General features: G+C 46.9%; 15 protein-coding genes. 5 read left to right on the forward strand and 10 right to left on the reverse strand.

Going from position 1 to position 16,921, the window contains the following annotated elements; genetic code table 11:
* Window positions 1-266: 266 nt before the first annotated feature.
* Window positions 267-1,589, reverse strand: a complete 1,323-nt coding sequence (locus ACU37H_RS06890) for a mechanosensitive ion channel (protein WP_472702269.1) — start codon at window positions 1,587-1,589, stop codon at window positions 267-269.
* A 301-nt stretch (window positions 1,590-1,890) separates the two neighbouring features.
* Entirely contained in the window at window positions 1,891-2,652 is a 762-nt protein-coding gene (locus tag ACU37H_RS06895; RefSeq protein WP_472702268.1) for an META domain-containing protein, read from the reverse strand.
* A 126-nt stretch (window positions 2,653-2,778) separates the two neighbouring features.
* On the opposite strand from ACU37H_RS06895, the gene ACU37H_RS06900 reads away from it, so the two are divergent.
* Complete coding sequence (locus tag ACU37H_RS06900; protein WP_472702267.1) at window positions 2,779-3,204, forward strand: hypothetical protein; 426 nt, start codon at window positions 2,779-2,781, stop codon at window positions 3,202-3,204.
* A 58-nt stretch (window positions 3,205-3,262) separates the two neighbouring features.
* Here ACU37H_RS06900 and ACU37H_RS06905 read toward each other — a convergent pair whose 3' ends face one another.
* The 7 genes from ACU37H_RS06905 to ACU37H_RS06935 all read right to left on the reverse strand — a co-directional run bounded on the left by ACU37H_RS06905 (window position 3,263) and on the right by ACU37H_RS06935 (window position 10,163).
* Window positions 3,263-4,744 carry a type III PLP-dependent enzyme domain-containing protein gene (locus tag ACU37H_RS06905; protein WP_472702266.1) on the reverse strand — a complete coding sequence of 494 codons (1,482 nt, stop codon included), beginning with the start codon at window positions 4,742-4,744 and terminating at the stop codon, window positions 3,263-3,265.
* A 330-nt stretch (window positions 4,745-5,074) separates the two neighbouring features.
* Window positions 5,075-5,815: a phage tail-like protein gene (locus ACU37H_RS06910; RefSeq protein ID WP_472702265.1), complete on the reverse strand. Its 741-nt coding sequence runs from the start codon at window positions 5,813-5,815 to the stop codon at window positions 5,075-5,077.
* 127 nt (window positions 5,816-5,942) lie between these two features.
* Window positions 5,943-7,100 (reverse strand): hypothetical protein, encoded by a 1,158-nt coding sequence (locus ACU37H_RS06915; protein ID WP_472702264.1) that lies wholly within the window; start codon window positions 7,098-7,100, stop codon window positions 5,943-5,945.
* A 172-nt stretch (window positions 7,101-7,272) separates the two neighbouring features.
* Window positions 7,273-8,022, reverse strand: coding sequence for a phage tail-like protein (locus ACU37H_RS06920; RefSeq protein WP_472702263.1), 750 nt, complete (start codon window positions 8,020-8,022; stop codon window positions 7,273-7,275).
* 312 nt (window positions 8,023-8,334) lie between these two features.
* A complete protein-coding gene (gene rplT / locus ACU37H_RS06925) occupies window positions 8,335-8,679 on the reverse strand; it encodes a 50S ribosomal protein L20 (RefSeq protein WP_114792010.1) in 345 nt (114 codons plus the stop codon).
* Window positions 8,680-8,737: 58 nt separating this feature from the next.
* Complete coding sequence (gene rpmI, locus ACU37H_RS06930; RefSeq protein ID WP_472702262.1) at window positions 8,738-8,935, reverse strand: 50S ribosomal protein L35; 198 nt, start codon at window positions 8,933-8,935, stop codon at window positions 8,738-8,740.
* 154 nt (window positions 8,936-9,089) lie between these two features.
* Window positions 9,090-10,163, reverse strand: a complete 1,074-nt coding sequence (locus ACU37H_RS06935; protein ID WP_472702261.1) for an acyltransferase family protein — start codon at window positions 10,161-10,163, stop codon at window positions 9,090-9,092.
* Between the two features lie 259 nt (window positions 10,164-10,422).
* Here ACU37H_RS06935 and ACU37H_RS06940 point away from each other — a divergent pair, with 259 nt between their 5' ends.
* The 3 genes from ACU37H_RS06940 (at window position 10,423) to ACU37H_RS06950 (ending at window position 15,356) form a co-directional block, all read left to right on the forward strand.
* The gene (locus tag ACU37H_RS06940) at window positions 10,423-11,568 is read left to right on the forward strand and encodes an alginate lyase family protein (RefSeq protein ID WP_472702260.1); all 1,146 of its coding nucleotides are present in this window, start codon (window positions 10,423-10,425) and stop codon (window positions 11,566-11,568) included.
* Window positions 11,569-11,723: 155 nt separating this feature from the next.
* Window positions 11,724-12,851: a glycoside hydrolase family 88/105 protein gene (locus ACU37H_RS06945; RefSeq protein ID WP_472702259.1), complete on the forward strand. Its 1,128-nt coding sequence runs from the start codon at window positions 11,724-11,726 to the stop codon at window positions 12,849-12,851.
* Window positions 12,852-13,103: 252 nt separating this feature from the next.
* Window positions 13,104-15,356, forward strand: a complete 2,253-nt coding sequence (locus tag ACU37H_RS06950) for a cation:proton antiporter domain-containing protein (protein ID WP_472702258.1) — start codon at window positions 13,104-13,106, stop codon at window positions 15,354-15,356.
* Between the two features lie 53 nt (window positions 15,357-15,409).
* On the opposite strand, the gene ACU37H_RS06955 is transcribed toward ACU37H_RS06950, so the two are convergent.
* A complete protein-coding gene (locus ACU37H_RS06955; RefSeq protein WP_472702257.1) occupies window positions 15,410-16,057 on the reverse strand; it encodes a hypothetical protein in 648 nt (215 codons plus the stop codon).
* Between the two features lie 450 nt (window positions 16,058-16,507).
* Here ACU37H_RS06955 and ACU37H_RS06960 point away from each other — a divergent pair, with 450 nt between their 5' ends.
* On the forward strand, window positions 16,508-16,918 hold the full coding sequence (locus tag ACU37H_RS06960; protein WP_472702256.1) for a DoxX family protein: 411 nt from the start codon (window positions 16,508-16,510) through the stop codon (window positions 16,916-16,918).
* Window positions 16,919-16,921 lie beyond the last annotated feature (3 nt).

The raw sequence follows: 16,921 nt of genomic DNA on the forward strand, positions 1-16,921 counted from the left end.
GCTGCAAAGGTAAGGAAATAAGCCAAAATAGTAATTTGAAATTTTTGTGACCAGCGACCATGCCAGTGGCTGGAGCCATTACACCACCCCGGCCCTTTCCCGAAACGGAGGACGACCTGGTTAAGGCCTAATAAATAATACATTAGAATTTGCGCAAAGGTAGTTGTTAAAGCAAAGGCTTCACAGAGGTGGTCTCTGTGAAGCCTTTTATCGGATCTGTGCAGCATTTCATCTGTCTGGAGATGACAGCTGAGGCGTCCGGTTTTCTATTCTTTATTTTTAAGCCTGGAAAAGAAGTTTTTTACCTCTTCCCCTGCAGCATCGCGGCCACCAAGGCCAAACGACAATGCAAAAGCTACTGCGATCGCACCGAGGCTCAGGCCAAAGGCCAGTTCGATAATATTGTCAGCAATGCCCATCGCGTGCAAGCCCATGGCTAAAAAGATAATAATGATCGCACCGCGTATAATGGCTGCAGTCAGGGTGTTGGTATTTTTATTCCTGAGGAAAAGGCCGGTGGCAAATCTGGCTACTACATTTCCCAACGCCAGGATCAGCAAACCAAACACGATTTTACCGGCTACTGCTAATACCTTGTCTAAAATGTCCACCACTTCCAGAAGCTGCAATTGTTTGCAGGCCTCGATGATACCGATATACACAATAAACAGATACGCTACACTGGTAATGACTTTCACGAGACTGATATTGCCCAGCACATTGTTGAGCCGCAATTTTTCACTAAGCTTATCTGTTCCGAGGCTGGTGAGCAACTCTCTTAAAAGACCTGTAAGGAATTTGCCCCCGATGGCAGCTGCAAGTAAGATGATCACAGCATACACGATCGACGGTATGGCGTTAATAAAGGTATCTAGCATGTTGGTCGCAGGCTGGGTGATCACCTGCATATTTAGTTTTTCTAAGGCAATGATCAGAATGGGCACAAAAACGAAAATAAAAGCGATGTTCTTTAAGATACGCACGATATCAATCTGTGCCGCATCCGCTTTGATTTGCTTAACATCCTGTGTGACCTCGTTCAGGCTGTTGTCCAACTGGTTGTTGTCTTTCACCCGGGAAAGGCGAGGCATCCACGCGCGGATCTTATCACCGGAGGCTTCGATTAACTCTGCTACGATCTTGGCCAGGAAATAGCCCACATAGGCGATAATGCCGGCTGCAAGAATATTAGGTATGGCTCCAAAGAATTTGCTGGTCATCTGGTTGAGCGGCTGCAACACGTCGCCGCTAACGCCCATGAAACTAAGCGTAGCCATCAGCACGATGATCATCAACAGATAATAGATCAGCTTTCCGCCAAACTGGGAGATAGATATTTTGCCCTTGGTCTTACTGTCAATGCCCGATCTGCTGAGCAGGTTTTTGACCAGCCGGCCGACAAACTTGGCGATGATGTATCCAAGCACGAGCAACAGAAGGCCTCCCAGGATGTTCAATGCATACCCGGTCAGCCCCAGCCATTCGCCAAACTCGGCCACCCGGCTCGCTACGTCGTCGGATGTGCTTTGGAAAACATTGGAGTCTGAGGGATACGTCTGCAATAAAAATTGCGTTAATAATTTCGCCATGTATTAAGTTTTAGTTTAAAAAAAATATACTTCAAAAAGTAGCAGTTAAACAGAAGCAGCAGTTGTGATGCTAATCGTATGCAAAATGTGCGCGGTGAAAGACAGGGATTATAATGTTTAGCGCAGCCCCTGTTGTATCTGTGTCCTTACAAATATAAAAGAAAACAAATAAAAAAAGAAATGAATATAATATTAAAAGCCGTTTTTACCTGTATGAAAGGGTAAATTATAGACCAACTCCATGACTTTAAGAGCCAACTTGAATGAAATGAGGTGCCAGATCCTGTAGAGATCCCGTTAATTATAATGGTTCGATAGCTTCGATAAGCAAAGTGTTGTTCTTATCGAACAGTTTTAGCTGGTTGCCAATGACCTGGTACTTACTTACCAATGGCAAAGCTTTGACCAGCACCGCCTCGTTAACGGCGGCATCATTGCAAAACATTCTGGTACCTGCTGCAGGTCCGAAACTGATATGATAGGTATTGTCCGCGGTGATCTTAAAAGAAAATTGATTGCAGCCCACAGTTGCAGCGCCCCGATCTGTGTCTGTCAGATCGATAAAGGCTTTCTTTTCGCGCAACAATTCATCGTCGGCGTTGATCATGGTTTGGATCAGCCATTTGCGGGCAAAGCTGCCGCGCTCATCGTCTGCCGCCAGCGTCCCGGTAAATAAGATCCTGCCTCCTTTGTCAGAAAGCCGGAGCTTGTTTTCCGTAACAGCGAAGTGGTAGACAGCCGCCAGATCGGACCTTACCTGATCTGAATTGAGCTCACTTGTACAGTTGATCGAGCGGTTCGTGATATCATCGAGCTTGATGCGCCGGTGCCGGTCAAACTTAGGAGTAAAGGTAAACACATGACAGCCCGATGACCAATGAGACTGGTACACATCGCGCAGATCAAGATACACATCAGCACCATTGTTTGCCTTCTGGTCGATTTTCCACTTGTGATGCAATCCTTCGGTATGCATAGAACTCACCAGTGGCGCATGACTGCGGCTACAGGCATTCAATAAAAGGATCAAACAGGCAGCTATGGTAGTGGCGGAATATTTCATTCGATTGTTTTAATGATTGTCACTCTTAACGCAAAGATTATTCCCAAAGTTATATGATAATCATTTTTATTTCATTGTGTTGCTAAAAGTCGCATTGCTACGTTTAAGGCTTTAAAACCAAAAGTCATGAAAAAAGCTACCTTCTTGTCACTCACGATTGTTGTTTTTTCTTTTTGCTCCTGTAAAAAAGACGCTTTGCAATCAACCCTTAACGATTATTATGGCACCTGGGAACTTAGAAAAACAAACTGTACTTTTTGCCCCGGATCTACGCAGCCAGAAGATTTCGCCGCAGGAAACGGCACGATTATCGTTCTCGAAAAAAATGGCACCTATGAAAGAAAAGAGGATAACAAGAGTGTATTTAAAGGATATTACGAAATATCCCTTAAGCCCGATTGCGGAGACGAAAAAAATAAAGTGCTTTTATTTACCTCAAGTGAATCTGATCGCGGCTTCCACATTGAAATCAATTCAAAAGGGCAGTTGGTGATTGGCCTTCCCGACTGCATAGCAGACGGAATGATATGGTATTATAGCAGGATTGATTAGAAGCACACGCTGCTCAGGCCGTGCCTCTGATTATATTCGAACCAGTCATCGTTAAAAACTATCTCAGGTATCCCAATATCTTCAGCATGCTCTGAGCGGACTGCTCTTTGGCGTATACCCATTCCTCCAGGTTGCCGTTTTTGTCGTACTCGATGATAACATGCTTGGGTGAAGGAATGAGGCAATGCTTGATACCGCCGTATCCGCTGATCTGGTCCTGGTAAGCGCCGGTGTGGAAAAAGCCGACATACAAGGGCTCCACATCCTGATCCCGCTCTTTCTTCTCCAGGTCCACGGCGTCAACGGGCCTTACCGGAGAGTTACCCACCCCATAATCGTTCTTGATCTTTGGCAGGAATACCTCGTTGATATGTTCTTCACTGTCGTAATAGTCATGGCCATCGCAGGTAATGCCACCCAGTACGACACGCTGGTATTCACTATCCCATTTATTAATAGGCAACATCAGGAAGCGTTCACCAATGCCCCATGTATCCGGCAGCGTAGTAATGAAAGACGAATCGATCATATACCAGGTCTCACGATCATTTTGACGCTTCTCTCCTATCACACTGTAAATATGGGCCATGCTTTCACCTACGGTGTAGCTGCCAAACTCCGTATAAATATTAGGAACAGGGACTTTTGCTTTTTTGCAGGCGGACTTGATATTGCTGACGATCTCGTTGATCATGAACTGGTAATCATACTCAAAAGCCAGGCTATGCTTGATCGGGAAACCGCCGCCGATATTGAGCGAATCCAGCTCGGGACAGATTTTTTTTAACTGGCAATACAGGTTAATACTTTTACGAAGCTCACTCCAGTAATAGATATCATCCTTAATACCTTTATTTAAAAAGATGTGCAGCATCTTTAGCTGGAACTTGTCCTCATTGCCTTCAATCTCGTCGACATAAAACTCCAGTACATCTTTGGCCCGGATGCCCAGTCGGGAAGTGTAGAAAGGAAAGGTAGGCTCTTCTTCCGCAGCGATGCGGATGCCTATTTTAAACGGCTCTTTGCTTTTGACGCTGCGTTTGTACATGTTGAGCTCATCCTTATTGTCCAACACAGGTATAACGTTTTTGAACCCGTTATTGATCAGCTTCGCGATGCGCGAGGTATAATTCTTTTGCTTGAAACCGTTGCAGACAATATTGATATCCTTGGTGATCTTGCGCCGCTTATACAGCTGGTTGATGATATCGATGTCGTAGGCAAATGATGTTTCGAGGTGGATATTGTGCTTCAACGCCTCTCCCACTACAAACGAAAAATGAGAGCTCTTGGTACAATAAGTATAAAAGTATTTACCATCATACTTATATTTTTTCATCGCATTGGCGAAGTATTGCTTTGCCTTATTAATATTGATGCCGATCTTGGGAAGATAGCTCACCTTGAGCGGTGTGCCGTATTTCTTTACCAGGGCTTTGTAATCGATGCCGTTAAAAATGAGGTCGCCTTTCTTTACTTCGATTCCTTCCTGCGGAAAATTAAAGGTCTGCTCAACCAATCCTAAGTATGAATTATTCATTTGCCATAACACCGGCTGCTCCGGCACTTATTGGTTTAAAATTGCCCGCTAAATTAGGGAATAAATATGATTGTGTGCGGCAGCATTTTTACCTCCCTTATTAGCGACAGCTTTCGCATTGAGCCGCTTTTACCAGGGGCAAACTCCCGGCCCGTGCCGGCCTTCAGGCCTAAGAGCGGATGCTTCTCCAATCGCCGGTAGATTACGCTTCCCCCGGTTGCAGCAGCAGCATGGCATCCACCGGACACGGGATAGAAAAAGGGCGATACTTGGTATCGCCCCCTTAAATTGGTTTCAACGAAAGTCTTTTTTAGTCACTCTCAAACCTTCCTACAACCGGACCGCCTCGAAAAAGGATGCGCCGGTGTTGGCTACCTGGTAACTCAGTCCGCTTGCATCAGTAGCAAATGCCCTGAAAGTGCAACGGAACTCATGGGAGCCCGGAGCCAACGCCAATGCCCTGGAACCCGAAAGTGTGTAGAAGCCCGTCGCATAGCCATCTGTAGTGGAAAACGGTTGTGCATCTATATAGACGCTGGTGAACGCCCCGCCATCAATCCGGTGATGTACTTCTACAGAATATACCTTTGCCGGCTCCCCTTCGCCGCCGCTGAAAAAGGTATTATCGGATTTCTTGAAGTCGTCCAGCAATGCAGAAAAATTGAGCGATACCGTAGCGCTGTCGGCAAGAACGACCGGCCCGCTGGTATAGGATTGATCGGTACCCGAAGAGCTGATCCGGGATGATCCGATCGCCGAAAAGAAAGGATTGTTATCGCTCAACAACACCTTCGAAGGTACGGAGCAGCTCGAGACCCATGACGTCGCATTCCTGGTAAACAGGCAGCCCTCGTCAGTATTATATACAACAGCGCCTGGCGTCGTGATCGCGTTCATTTGTTCTGTCGTCATACGGGGAGGCAAAAAGGCCTTATTAGTACTTTCCAGTTCTAATACTGCCTGCGGATTAATGGTTGAAGGATTATCGCCCATTTTTACCTGAGAGCTGGCTTTCAGAGACATTAATAACAGGGTCATTATTAATGTTGGCTGCGCTAGCTTTTTGATCATGATTCAATTGATTTTTTGATTAAAGAATATTATTGTTTGTAAAAGTGACACTGACCGGACGTTCCGGCTGTCAATGATAGAAAACAAAAGCGCTGCCCCGAACTGCTAAGCAACGCTTTACTCGTTGCTATTCGGCAACAACTTTGATTACTTTGGTGTAGCGAACTCCGCCATCAAAGTCGTATTGAGCGACCCTGATGAACTTAACCCCAGCGTTCTGCAATCCGGACACATCGTCAAACTTTTTGTTGCAGGCAGCAAAAAACAGCACGATAGCTATACCGCAGAAGCAGAAGGCTTTTTTCCTGGAAGCCCGGGCCGGGAATAACAACAGCGCCAATAATCCAGCGGCCATGACTGCCGGGAAACCACCTCCTTTGAATTCGTAGTCGATCGGTACGTCAGAGTTACCGTCTTTGGCACTGGAAGCCACGGTTCCCAGCTCTTTCCATTCCGATCCGTTCCACGAACCTTCGACGACGTATCTCTCACAATTTTCTTCGCTCAGTGTCTGCCATTTTACCAGCAAGAGGCCGCCTTTGTAGATCGCGCTCAGGGGTCCGAAAACAGCGGGTAAGGCAGTGGACGTGGAGCCCATGCCGATCGCACTGATCCCGCTGATCATTGTGCCGCTCAAAGTGCTGTTCTCGGTATTGCCGCTGGCGGTTGAATCTCCGCTCAGATCCACCCAGGCAGTGCCATTCCAACCAACCAGCCGTAAGTTATTCTTGCGTGCAAAATCGGTTTGATCCGGGATGCTTACCGTTATTTGCTTTCCGTTGGCATCGCCGCTCAGGTCTTGCCAGTCCCACTGTCCTGCATCGCTGACGGACACGATGGGAGGCGCTACGCTGCTGCGATTGTGCGCTCCGCCCGAAGCGCCGGTCGATGTAGGGTCTGAATCGCTGGAAGGATCATCGGCTATCCAGGCCGTGGCGTATATACCTGTTGCGGAGGGCGCATCGATCCTGAGTGTTCTCAGGTCAGTGGTTTGGCCCACCGGGAAAATAAAAGAGTCGGCGGGGCTATTGCCGCCGTAGTATTTTACATATCCATCTACATAGTCTGTGCCGTCGGCAGCACCATTATAAGTAGCGCCGCCTATCGCGCTGAAATAACCTGGTGTAGCCGACCGGTCGGTCTGCCAGCTTTCGCCATTGGCAGCTGTGAAATTGACAACGCCAAAATTTGTGGCTTCTGCACCGGAAAATATCCGATTCCCGGTCTGTGCTGTGGCAGCGATCACGCATGAAACACCACATACAATCAATATTATTTTTTTCATTCTTTTTAGCTTTTATTAAAACGAATAGAGCGTAGCTCCGTTCTTCCAACGGGTCATTGGAAACGGGTACGTTGATGTATTACATAGCAAGCCACCACCGCGAAATGGCAGTCATACATATATAATGAATGGTATACAGTAAAGTCTTTTGAGTCCGGGCCTTACTGGTTTATCAGGAAGCCGGCACAGGAAGCACCGTAGCAGTGATACGCGTTTTCATGCTTTCCGAGTCATTGTCATATCCTGTATAGTTAGATGGGACCATATTCACCAAGGCGGTATCAGACCAGGACTTATAGCTTATTGTAAATACATAAGTTCCTGCGGACAATGTTACGGTTCGCTGAAAAGTAACCGGTACCGGAATATTGCTCAAATCTCCTCCGGCAACAAAAGACGCGTAAGCAGAAGATATCTTCGTTCCGTCTTGCAGCAGGCTAAACGTGCCCTGACCGGCTTGCCCCTCCGCCTCCGTCGTCGATGCATAATTTCCAATGGCATACCCGGTGACGGTTATCAGAGCCAGACGTGTTTGACCAGAAGGTACCGTGATGTTAAGCTGGGCGCCGGGCACTGTTGCTGAACCACCCTCCTGGACAGTCACGGCATCCGTACCAATGGCCTGAAACACCTGGGGTGTGTACGCGGTACAAAGACTTTCCCACGACGATCCGTTATATTGGAACAGGCAGGAACGGGAAGTATTGTATATAACAGCGCCTCTTAAAGGAGTGCTGATGGCATTCATTTGCTCAGTGGTCATGCGTGGCGGTACAAGGGTCCTGGAGGTACTCTCGATTTCAAGTGCTGAAGAGGTTGAAATAGAGGTAGGATTATCACCCATCTTTACCTGGGACTGAGCATATTTTCCCAATAATAGTGTCAGGATGATTGCGAACATCCGGATGGAATTCTTTTTCATGAGCGAGTTACATTTACAGTTTACAAAAGGGTTTGGATTAGGTGATGCCATCGGACATGTGGTCTTGAGGAATCACTGGATTTCGCGGCGAATGTAGGTATATATATTCAAAATTTAAATAATATAAATAATGTCGTAATTACAATTAAATAGTAAACATTTAATAATCAAATACTTGATCAAGTAAAAAAAAGATTATGTTTTTGACGGGTTACGACTGCTCGATGAGCTTCTGTACAAGTCTTTACAAAGGGGCATAAAAAAAGCACCGGCCAAAGCCGATGCTCTTTAGAATCAATTGGTAACAGGATCTTATTTCACTGAAGCTACCAGAGCTTTGAAAGACTCCGGATTGTTCATAGCCAGATCGGCCAATACTTTCCTGTCCAGCTCAATACCTTTTGTTTGCAATTTGTTGATGAACTGAGAATAAGTCAATCCTTCTTCACGCACCGCAGCGTTGATACGCGCGATCCACAAAGTGCGGTATTCTCTTTTCTTTAATTTGCGACCTACATACATGTAAGTCATCCCTTTTTCTACAACGTTTTTAGCAACGGTATATACGTTTTTACGTTTGCCGTAAAAACCTTTGGCTTGTTTTAATATTTTTTTTCTGCGGGCTTTAGAAGCAACTGCATTTACTGAACGTGGCATGTTTGAAAGAGTTTAAATGTTTACGAGTTTAAAAGCTGACAATGAGTTGAGACAACTTTTATTTCAATCTTAATAAGCGTTTTACAAAATCTACGTTTGGTTTGGCTACAACACCATCAATACGCATGTGGCGTTTGCGCTTAGTAGATTTTTTGGTTAAGATGTGACGCTTGAAACTCTTTTGGTGAGTGATCTTGCCGGTTGCTGTTACTTTGAAACGCTTCTTTGCGCTCGAGTTTGTTTTTACCTTAGGCATGGTAAATTTTAATTTAATTGTTACACCTTTGAGGCGTTTCACCACGGGGTGAATCCTTGTCGGGCCTCTTCAGGAAATATCCGTTCCGATAACATCGGATTTTTAAACGGAGCGCAAAGATACGCGGAATCTTTGATTTATGACTTAAGGATTATTATTTTTTACCCTTCGCTTTCATTGTCAGCCATTTACGCACCGGCTCATCGAAATATTTCAGGGCCGCCCAGGCTAATATCAGTGACAGAATAAGGATCGCTCCTGAGAACAGATACAACTTTTGCCGGCCCGGATCGGTAGCCGCATAGTTCCCCAATATCCAGATCATCCAGTAATGGACCATGTACAATGGATAAGAGATCGCGCCCAGAAATATACAGCACTGGCGCAACCAGCCCGACACCTGTGTACCCGCCCCGCCCGAAACGATCAATGGAAATAAACCTATCACGAAAAGCATTTCCGTGATCCAGTCATTCTCCCGATGCGGAAAAAGAAACACCCCCACGAGCACCGCGCCGTACCAGAGGAAATGGATCTTATTTTTCAGGATCCAGTTAAAGCGGTAGACGGTGAGCCCTGCCAGAAATGAGAATAACACCCGGGCATAGCCATCCCCATAATTCGGCGCGCCCCAACCTCCGGAAATGCCTCCATGCAGGTAAGTGACCGTTATGACAAAGATCGCGGCCGCTGCAAGAAAAGCCAACAGCACCTTTTTAGAAAGATGTACCAACACAAAGGCATACACCAGGTTGATAAAATATTCCATCGACAAGGACCAGGCTGGCGCATTCAGGGGGAACACATTTTCATAACGGCCGAGAATAGGCGCTGGCAGCAACAGCAGCGAACAGAGTGTGGCTAACAGGATCCTGCCCCAGCCAAATTCCTGCACCGGCGACACAGTGAGAAACGGATCAAAGAAAAAGCCTGACAAGCCCAGCAGGGTTCCCAACACTACCAGGGGCTGTAACCTGATCAGCCGGTTGACGAGAAACTTTTTTACGCCGATGGTGCGAATACGGTTATCGTACGCGTACGCTACCACAAAACCGGAGAGACAGAAGAAAAAGTCCACGGCCAGATAGCCATGTGCGATCGGGTTTTTCGTCAATTCCGGCGTCAGTATTTCATAACAATGGAAGATAACAACGGCTATGGCGGCTATGCCACGCAGGCCGTCGAGAACCTGGTAATGGGGCTTTGCAGGTGAGATCGTGTTGTGCATCAATAATTAAAAATGGTGGGTAAATATAAGCTGGGCCCGACAAATACCAGACGCTTTGCACGCATAACAATTTTCTCTTATTTTTGAACACTTGCTTTGTACGCCTGACCGGTCTGTAAAATTGCTATACATCCGCCAAAGTGAACTTTTGATTGTGTTGGTCCTGGCGATTCGCTGCGGTTGTGAATGACAAACGGATCTGTCGCTTGTCACAGCAGCGTTTACATATATGCCAATACTCACAATAAAATCAAGCTAAATGCTCAGAAAGTTATCTCTTATTACCCTGTCGGTCGCCTGTGTCGCCGGCGTTATCAGTGGCTGTGCCACGTCGAAAAAACAAAGCCAGCTGGCCTTATCCCCCAATGAGTCATCCGTGAACATGGGATACCCGGGCATGCACCCCGCGTCTCAGATCAGTACGGCGAAGCAACTTATAAAAGTAAAAGACAAAGCTACCCTCGCTGCCTTGGAACAGGTGACAGCCAGTGCGGAAGCCGCTTTAAAAATGCCCCATCACGCCGTGGCCGAATTTAGCGTGCCGGGCTATTATCAGGACTCTGCCGGTCATCGCAGCATCTCGCTCTCTATTCAGAAGGACGGCTTTGCCGCTTATTCATGCGCTCTTGCGTGGAAACTAACGGGAGAAGAACGATTTCTTAAGAGAGCACTGTACTTTTTAGATGCCTGGTCGGAAATCAATAAAAAGTATGCTGAAAATGATGGCTCCCTGGTGATGGTCTATTCGGGAAGCTCCTTTGTTATGGCCGCTCAACTGCTGCAACCATCGAAGCAGTGGAAAGCCGATAGCCGGAAAAGCTTTGATCATTGGCTGAACAATGTTTATCTCCATGCTTCTGACAAAATCAAAAACGGCTACAATAATTGGGGAGACTGGGGCTGCTTTGGTGCGCTGCTGGCCACTTCCTTTTTAAATGACAGTACGCGTTTCCGGGAAAATGTTCAATTACTGAAGAAAGGCATCGCTGAAAAGATCTCGGAGGACGGACATATGCCGGCAGAAACCAAGCGGGGCGCCAATAGTGTTTGGTATACTTATTTTTCCCTGGCGCCGATTACCGCTTCCTGCTGGGTGGTATATAGCAACACCGGGGAAAACCTGTTCGCGAAAGAGCAGTCCATCAAAAAAGCATTGGATTACCTGCTCTATTATCACGAACATCCTGAAGAATGGCCATGGGCAAAAAATCCGGTGACACAGGTAGACAATCACCGGTTAGGTCCGGTGGGCGTTTGGCCATATAATTTATTTGAAGCGATGTCTGGCATTTACCAGGATCCGAAGTTCAGGCAATTCGCTGCTAAAAAGGCGCCGATCATTTATCCGTTTCATCATTATGCCTGGGTGTTCCCTTCGCTGCTGCCTCCGGTTGTCCGCCAATAAAGGCTCCACCTGGAATAAGCAGCTGTTCCCTCGAATAAAAAGCTTTTTCTAAAACACAAAAATCTCTTCTTGATATAAAACTTCCCGATAACGGATCGTCATCGAAAGGTAAAGAACGATTATTTGCAAACATTATCCATTTTAAATTCAAACTAATGATATCTCTCAACATTCAAAAACCCCTATTCCTCCTTGTCCTGTTGTTGGCTACCGCTGTTGCGGATGCCCAGATCGAAAAGCAGTCCAAAAAAGAAATTTACGCCAGCCTGGAAAAAGTCGCCGACTGGCAAATTGAACATATGTGGATCAAAGGCCACGGCAGAAACGTGTACCACCCTACCAACTGGACCAATGGCACCTTGTTCGCAGGCATGATGAAATGGGCCAATCTATCTAATGACACTACCTACGTGAACTTCCTGAAAAGAGTGGGCGAAAGCGTAGACTGGAAGCTCGGCGAGCACCTGAGCCTTTACCATGCCGACGATCATGCAATCGGTCAGACCTATTTAGAAATGTACCGGAAGTTCAATGATAAAAAAATGATAGAACCTACCCTCAAACGGCTGGACTATATTCTATACCACCCTGCAAAGAGCAGCCTGAATTGGCATACCCCTTTTTGCCAGGACCGCTGGAACTGGAGCGACGCCTTGTTCATGTCGCCTCCTGTTTGGGCAAAAGCCTATCGCATCACCGGTGACAGGAAGTACCTGGACTTTATGTTCTCAGAATTTAAAGCCACTACTGACTATCTGTTTGACGACAAAGCCGGCCTGTACTACAGAGACGATAATTATATAGGCAAGCTGGATCAGGGTACCAAGATCTTCTGGAGCCGCGGAAACGGTTGGGTGTTTGCCGGCCTTACCGATATCATCAGAGAGCTGGATAAAGGTTCAAAGGAATACAAATACTTTGTGAAGCTCTATAAAACAATGGCCAGAAGCCTGAAGAAGCTGCAGACACCGGACGGTTATTGGGCCATGAGCCTGCAAGGCGCCCACTTGTACCCTACACCTGAAACCAGCGGCACCGGATTTTTTACTTATGGTTTGGCCTGGGGTATTAATAATGGATTGCTGGACCCGCAAGAATACGAAGCCACCGCCTGGAAGGGCTGGAATGCGCTACAGCGCTGCGTCACCAGCGATGGCATGCTGGGTTATGTACAGCCTATAGGCGCCGCGCCGGGTTCGGCCTGGCCGGATAAAACCGAAGTGTATGGCGTTGGCGCTTACCTGAGCGCGGGAACGGCTATGTATCAACTGGCTGACAAATAACCGGTATTCCTATCGGCCTTTGAATATACAACCGACGGGGTTGCGCCCAGCCGGACATAGATTTTTATACCCATTTGAAAAATGGTGAACACCTTCGGCTTACATTAAGGAAAACTAAAACAGTGGAAGATGGTAGCGTAAAAGGGTTGCGCAGACGTTGTCCTTTAAAAGGCGCCCCTTTTCTTTAGCTATTTTTCGCTATTTTCGGCCGAAACCAACGACTTTCAGCAGTTTTTCGAATGACGTTTTTTTATGAATCATTTACCGCATTTAATAACAGACCTGGCCTTAATATTAGGTGTGGCGTCGGTCATAACGCTTATTTTCAAACGTCTTCAGCTTCCGTTAATACTGGGATACCTGGTAGCGGGGATCATCATTAGTCCCAACTTCAAGATCTTTCCTCCGAAAGTGTACGAGTTGAGCGACGTACAAATATGGGGAGAGATCGGTGTGATCTTCCTGCTGTTCAGCCTCGGATTAGAATTTAGCTTTAAAAAGCTCGCTAAAATGGGGGGGTCGGCCACCACGGCAGCAGGATTTGAAGCAGTAGGCATGGCCGTAATCGGCTTTGGTCTCGGCAAGTTGCTGGACTGGCCCTTGATGGACTGTATCTTTTTAGGCGCTTGTTTAACCATATCCTCCTCATCTGTAATCGTGAAAAGCTTTGCAGATCTGGGTTTGAAGCAACGCAACTTTGCGCAACTGGTATATGGCATACTGGTAGTGGAGGATCTGATCGCTGTGGTCCTGCTCGTATTGCTGGGCACATTTGTTACCAGCCAGACCTTTGATGCAGGCCAGCTGGGCATGTCCATCCTGAAGCTGTTATTTTTCCTGATCGTTTGGTTTGTCGGGGGCATTCTCTTTATTCCTTCCCTGCTCAAAAAAGCGAAACAATTTCTAACCGATGAGATCCTGCTGATCGTAGCCATCGCTATGTGTTTCCTGATGGTGTATCTGTCAGCACAGGCAGGATTTTCCGCAGCATTGGGGGCTTTTATCATGGGCTCTCTTTTAGCTGAAACCACGAAAGCCGAACGCATTGAGCACCTGGTTATTCCCGTCAGAGACCTGTTTGGTGCGATCTTCTTTGTGTCGGTGGGAATGCTGATCGATCTCAACGTGATCAAAGATCATTGGCTGCCGATCTTACTGATCACTGCCGCCGTGATCGTCGGCAAAAGTTTTGTCATAAGCCTGGGCGCCTTCATTTCAGGAAACAGCCTGAGAACCTCACTACAAACGGGCATGAGCCTGGCTCTGATCGGCGAGTTTTCGTTTATCATTGCCTCCATGGGTGTTTCGCAGAAGGTCATCAGCGAAGAGCTGTATCCGATTATCATCACCGTTTCTGCGCTGACTATTTTCATTGCTCCGTCCTTAACGCTTTCCAGCACCCGTTTTTATTACTGGATCAACAGAAAGCTCTCTACCAAGTGGGAAGCGCGTCTTAACAGGTATAGTGCGGAAGCAACTGCCATCAGAACGGTTAGCGACTGGAACCATGTGTTGAAATTTTTCATCATCAATACGATCGTGTTTTCGGCTGTTGTAGTGGCGCTCATTGCATTGACCAACAGTATCCTGCTGCCCTGGTTGCAGGGATTTGGCTACAACTTCGGAAGGATCACGTCGGCCGTCCTTGGCCTGGCTGCGATCGGTCCTTTTTTATGGGCCCTGATCGTTCGCAACGAAAAGACGGAACCCTTTGCCCGTCTGTATACCCAACAAAAATATCACGGTCCGATCTGGATCATGCGCATCCTGAAAGTGGCGCTGGCATTGTTTCTCATCATCGTATTGCTACGCAATGTATACTCCCTGGACCTGGCCTTATACGTCGGCATTATATTATTGGTGCTGATCCTCATCTTCCGGAAACGGCTGCAGCAAGCTTATGATAAAGTGGAAGACCGGTTTATTAAAAATCTGAACAACCGGGAGATCGAACAACAGCGGATCCTGGCCGAGATCGATGCACAAAGGCGCAACCAGAGCCTGGCGCCCTGGGATGCGCATCTGACCACGTTTGAAGTAACCGCTGAAGCGATCAACGTTATCGGGAAAACACTTGAAGAACTGGAATGGCGCGAACGCGTTGGCGTCAATGTTGCCATGATCAAGCGTGGAGCCATCACTATCATTCCTCCTGAACGACATGACCGTATCTACCCCGGTGATAAATTATATATTATCTGTACCGATAGCCAGGAACGCCGGATGAACGCGCTGCTGAGGCCGGATAAAAAACTGTCAGGCAAGACGGCGGATATAGAAATGAAGCTCGAACAACTGCTGATCGAGGCAGACTCTCCCTTTATACATCTGTCCATTCGCGAAAGTGAAATACGCGATAAGGCCCATGGCCTGGTGGTAGGTATTGAACGGGATGGAAAAAGGTTTTTAAATCCTGATTCTAACTGGATCTTTGAAGAAGGCGACCTGGTATGGATCGTGGGCGAAAAGAAGCTGATCAATATCATTACCGACAAGGAGGAATGACAACTGACCCGTTGGCCGCAGTTGCCAATCACTTATTACTTTAATGATATCGATCAACGAAGCTGATAGGTCTCGCCGGGTTGGGTGCTTTGTACCTTCTGACGGTTGCCCGTTGCGGTTTTGTTACATCCATTCTGAGAAAAATAGACGATAGCGGCAATAGCTGCTACGGCTAAAACAATCCACATAATGGTTCCCGATCTTTTCCTTTCTTCGGGATACGCCAGCTGTTCCCGCATTTCGGCAGTAGTGGTTTCGCGGTTGCCGACGATCGTCGTGTGGCTGGTGTTATCGCGGATGACCTTTTGTGCAGTGACATCCGTAAACGGAGATAAAGCCGCGGCGGCAGGAGTAAACACCACGCTCTCATCGGCCCGCGCCAGCACACCCAGCCCCGGCCATTCCACCTGCTCACCCTGGTTTAATCGTTGTTGAATATCCCCACAAAAATTTTTGAATGCAGCTTCTGCTTCTTCCCGCGAGATACTCTGGCTGGTAGCCAGCCAGCTGTATAGAGCATCGTGCGTGCTATCGCCTGTTACCACCGCGTCATCAGTAAAGTTGACGCTCCAGCCGGGAGCGGCGATGGTATGTGCCGAAAGATCGCTGCTGGCCTCTTTCTCGGTGATGTCGAACCTGCCGATCCCAGGTAATGCCAGGCGCTTGAATTCATATAAATATTTGGCAAGGATATCAAACATAATCTCAGAATATTTAAACGAATATAGCAATTCGGCAGCTCATCACCATAAGTAGCAACAGCAGGCGCGGGCGAAGTATAAAATCAGAAAATGAACGCCACGGATTCACGAATGATGAATCCATATGACCTTCACAGATCACGCAAACACGAAAAAATACTGCATTTGTCGAATTAAGGCTCTATGTCCGCGTCAGACGGTCCCGGTCTGACGCATATTCAGTTATTTACGAGAGGCAATAGTCCCTTTAAATCTATTGCTTTCTAATCTGGTATGACACGCGTAGTTTGAATTTCGACCCAAAAGCATTTGTGGCCATAACTATTAACTTCTCTTTCAGGTTGGCCGCGTCTTCGTTTGCATTGCATTTTCTTTTGATTATTTCGCTAAGTTTGTCCGTATATAAATTAATAACCAGCGGCTAAGCTGCAGCACAAAAAAATTGTATTCATGAAATTGATGACCTCCAAATATTCCGAACCTTCTGTAAGTATCGCCCTGTTGTTGCTCCGCGTCATCGCAGGTTCTTCTATGCTGATGAATCACGGCATGAAAAAAATCAGCAATTTCAATGCGATCCTCAGCAAGGGCTTTGCCGATCCGTTTCATATCGGCACGAAGGCTTCATTGGGTCTCACAATATTTGCTGAAGTATTTTGCGCAGGTCTGCTCATTCTCGGGTTGCTAACACGGCTGGCCAGCTTACCCCTTATCATTGCGATGGTCGTGGCGTTATTTTTTGCGCACGGAGGTGAACTGTTTGGCGAGGGCGAAGCAGCGGGATTATTCCTGACGATGTTTATCGTTATTTTCTTAATGGGTCCTGGTAAATTCAGTGTGGACAAAAAGATCGGGAAATAATAT

This window comes from Niabella sp. ZPM-14 (assembly GCF_055693045.2).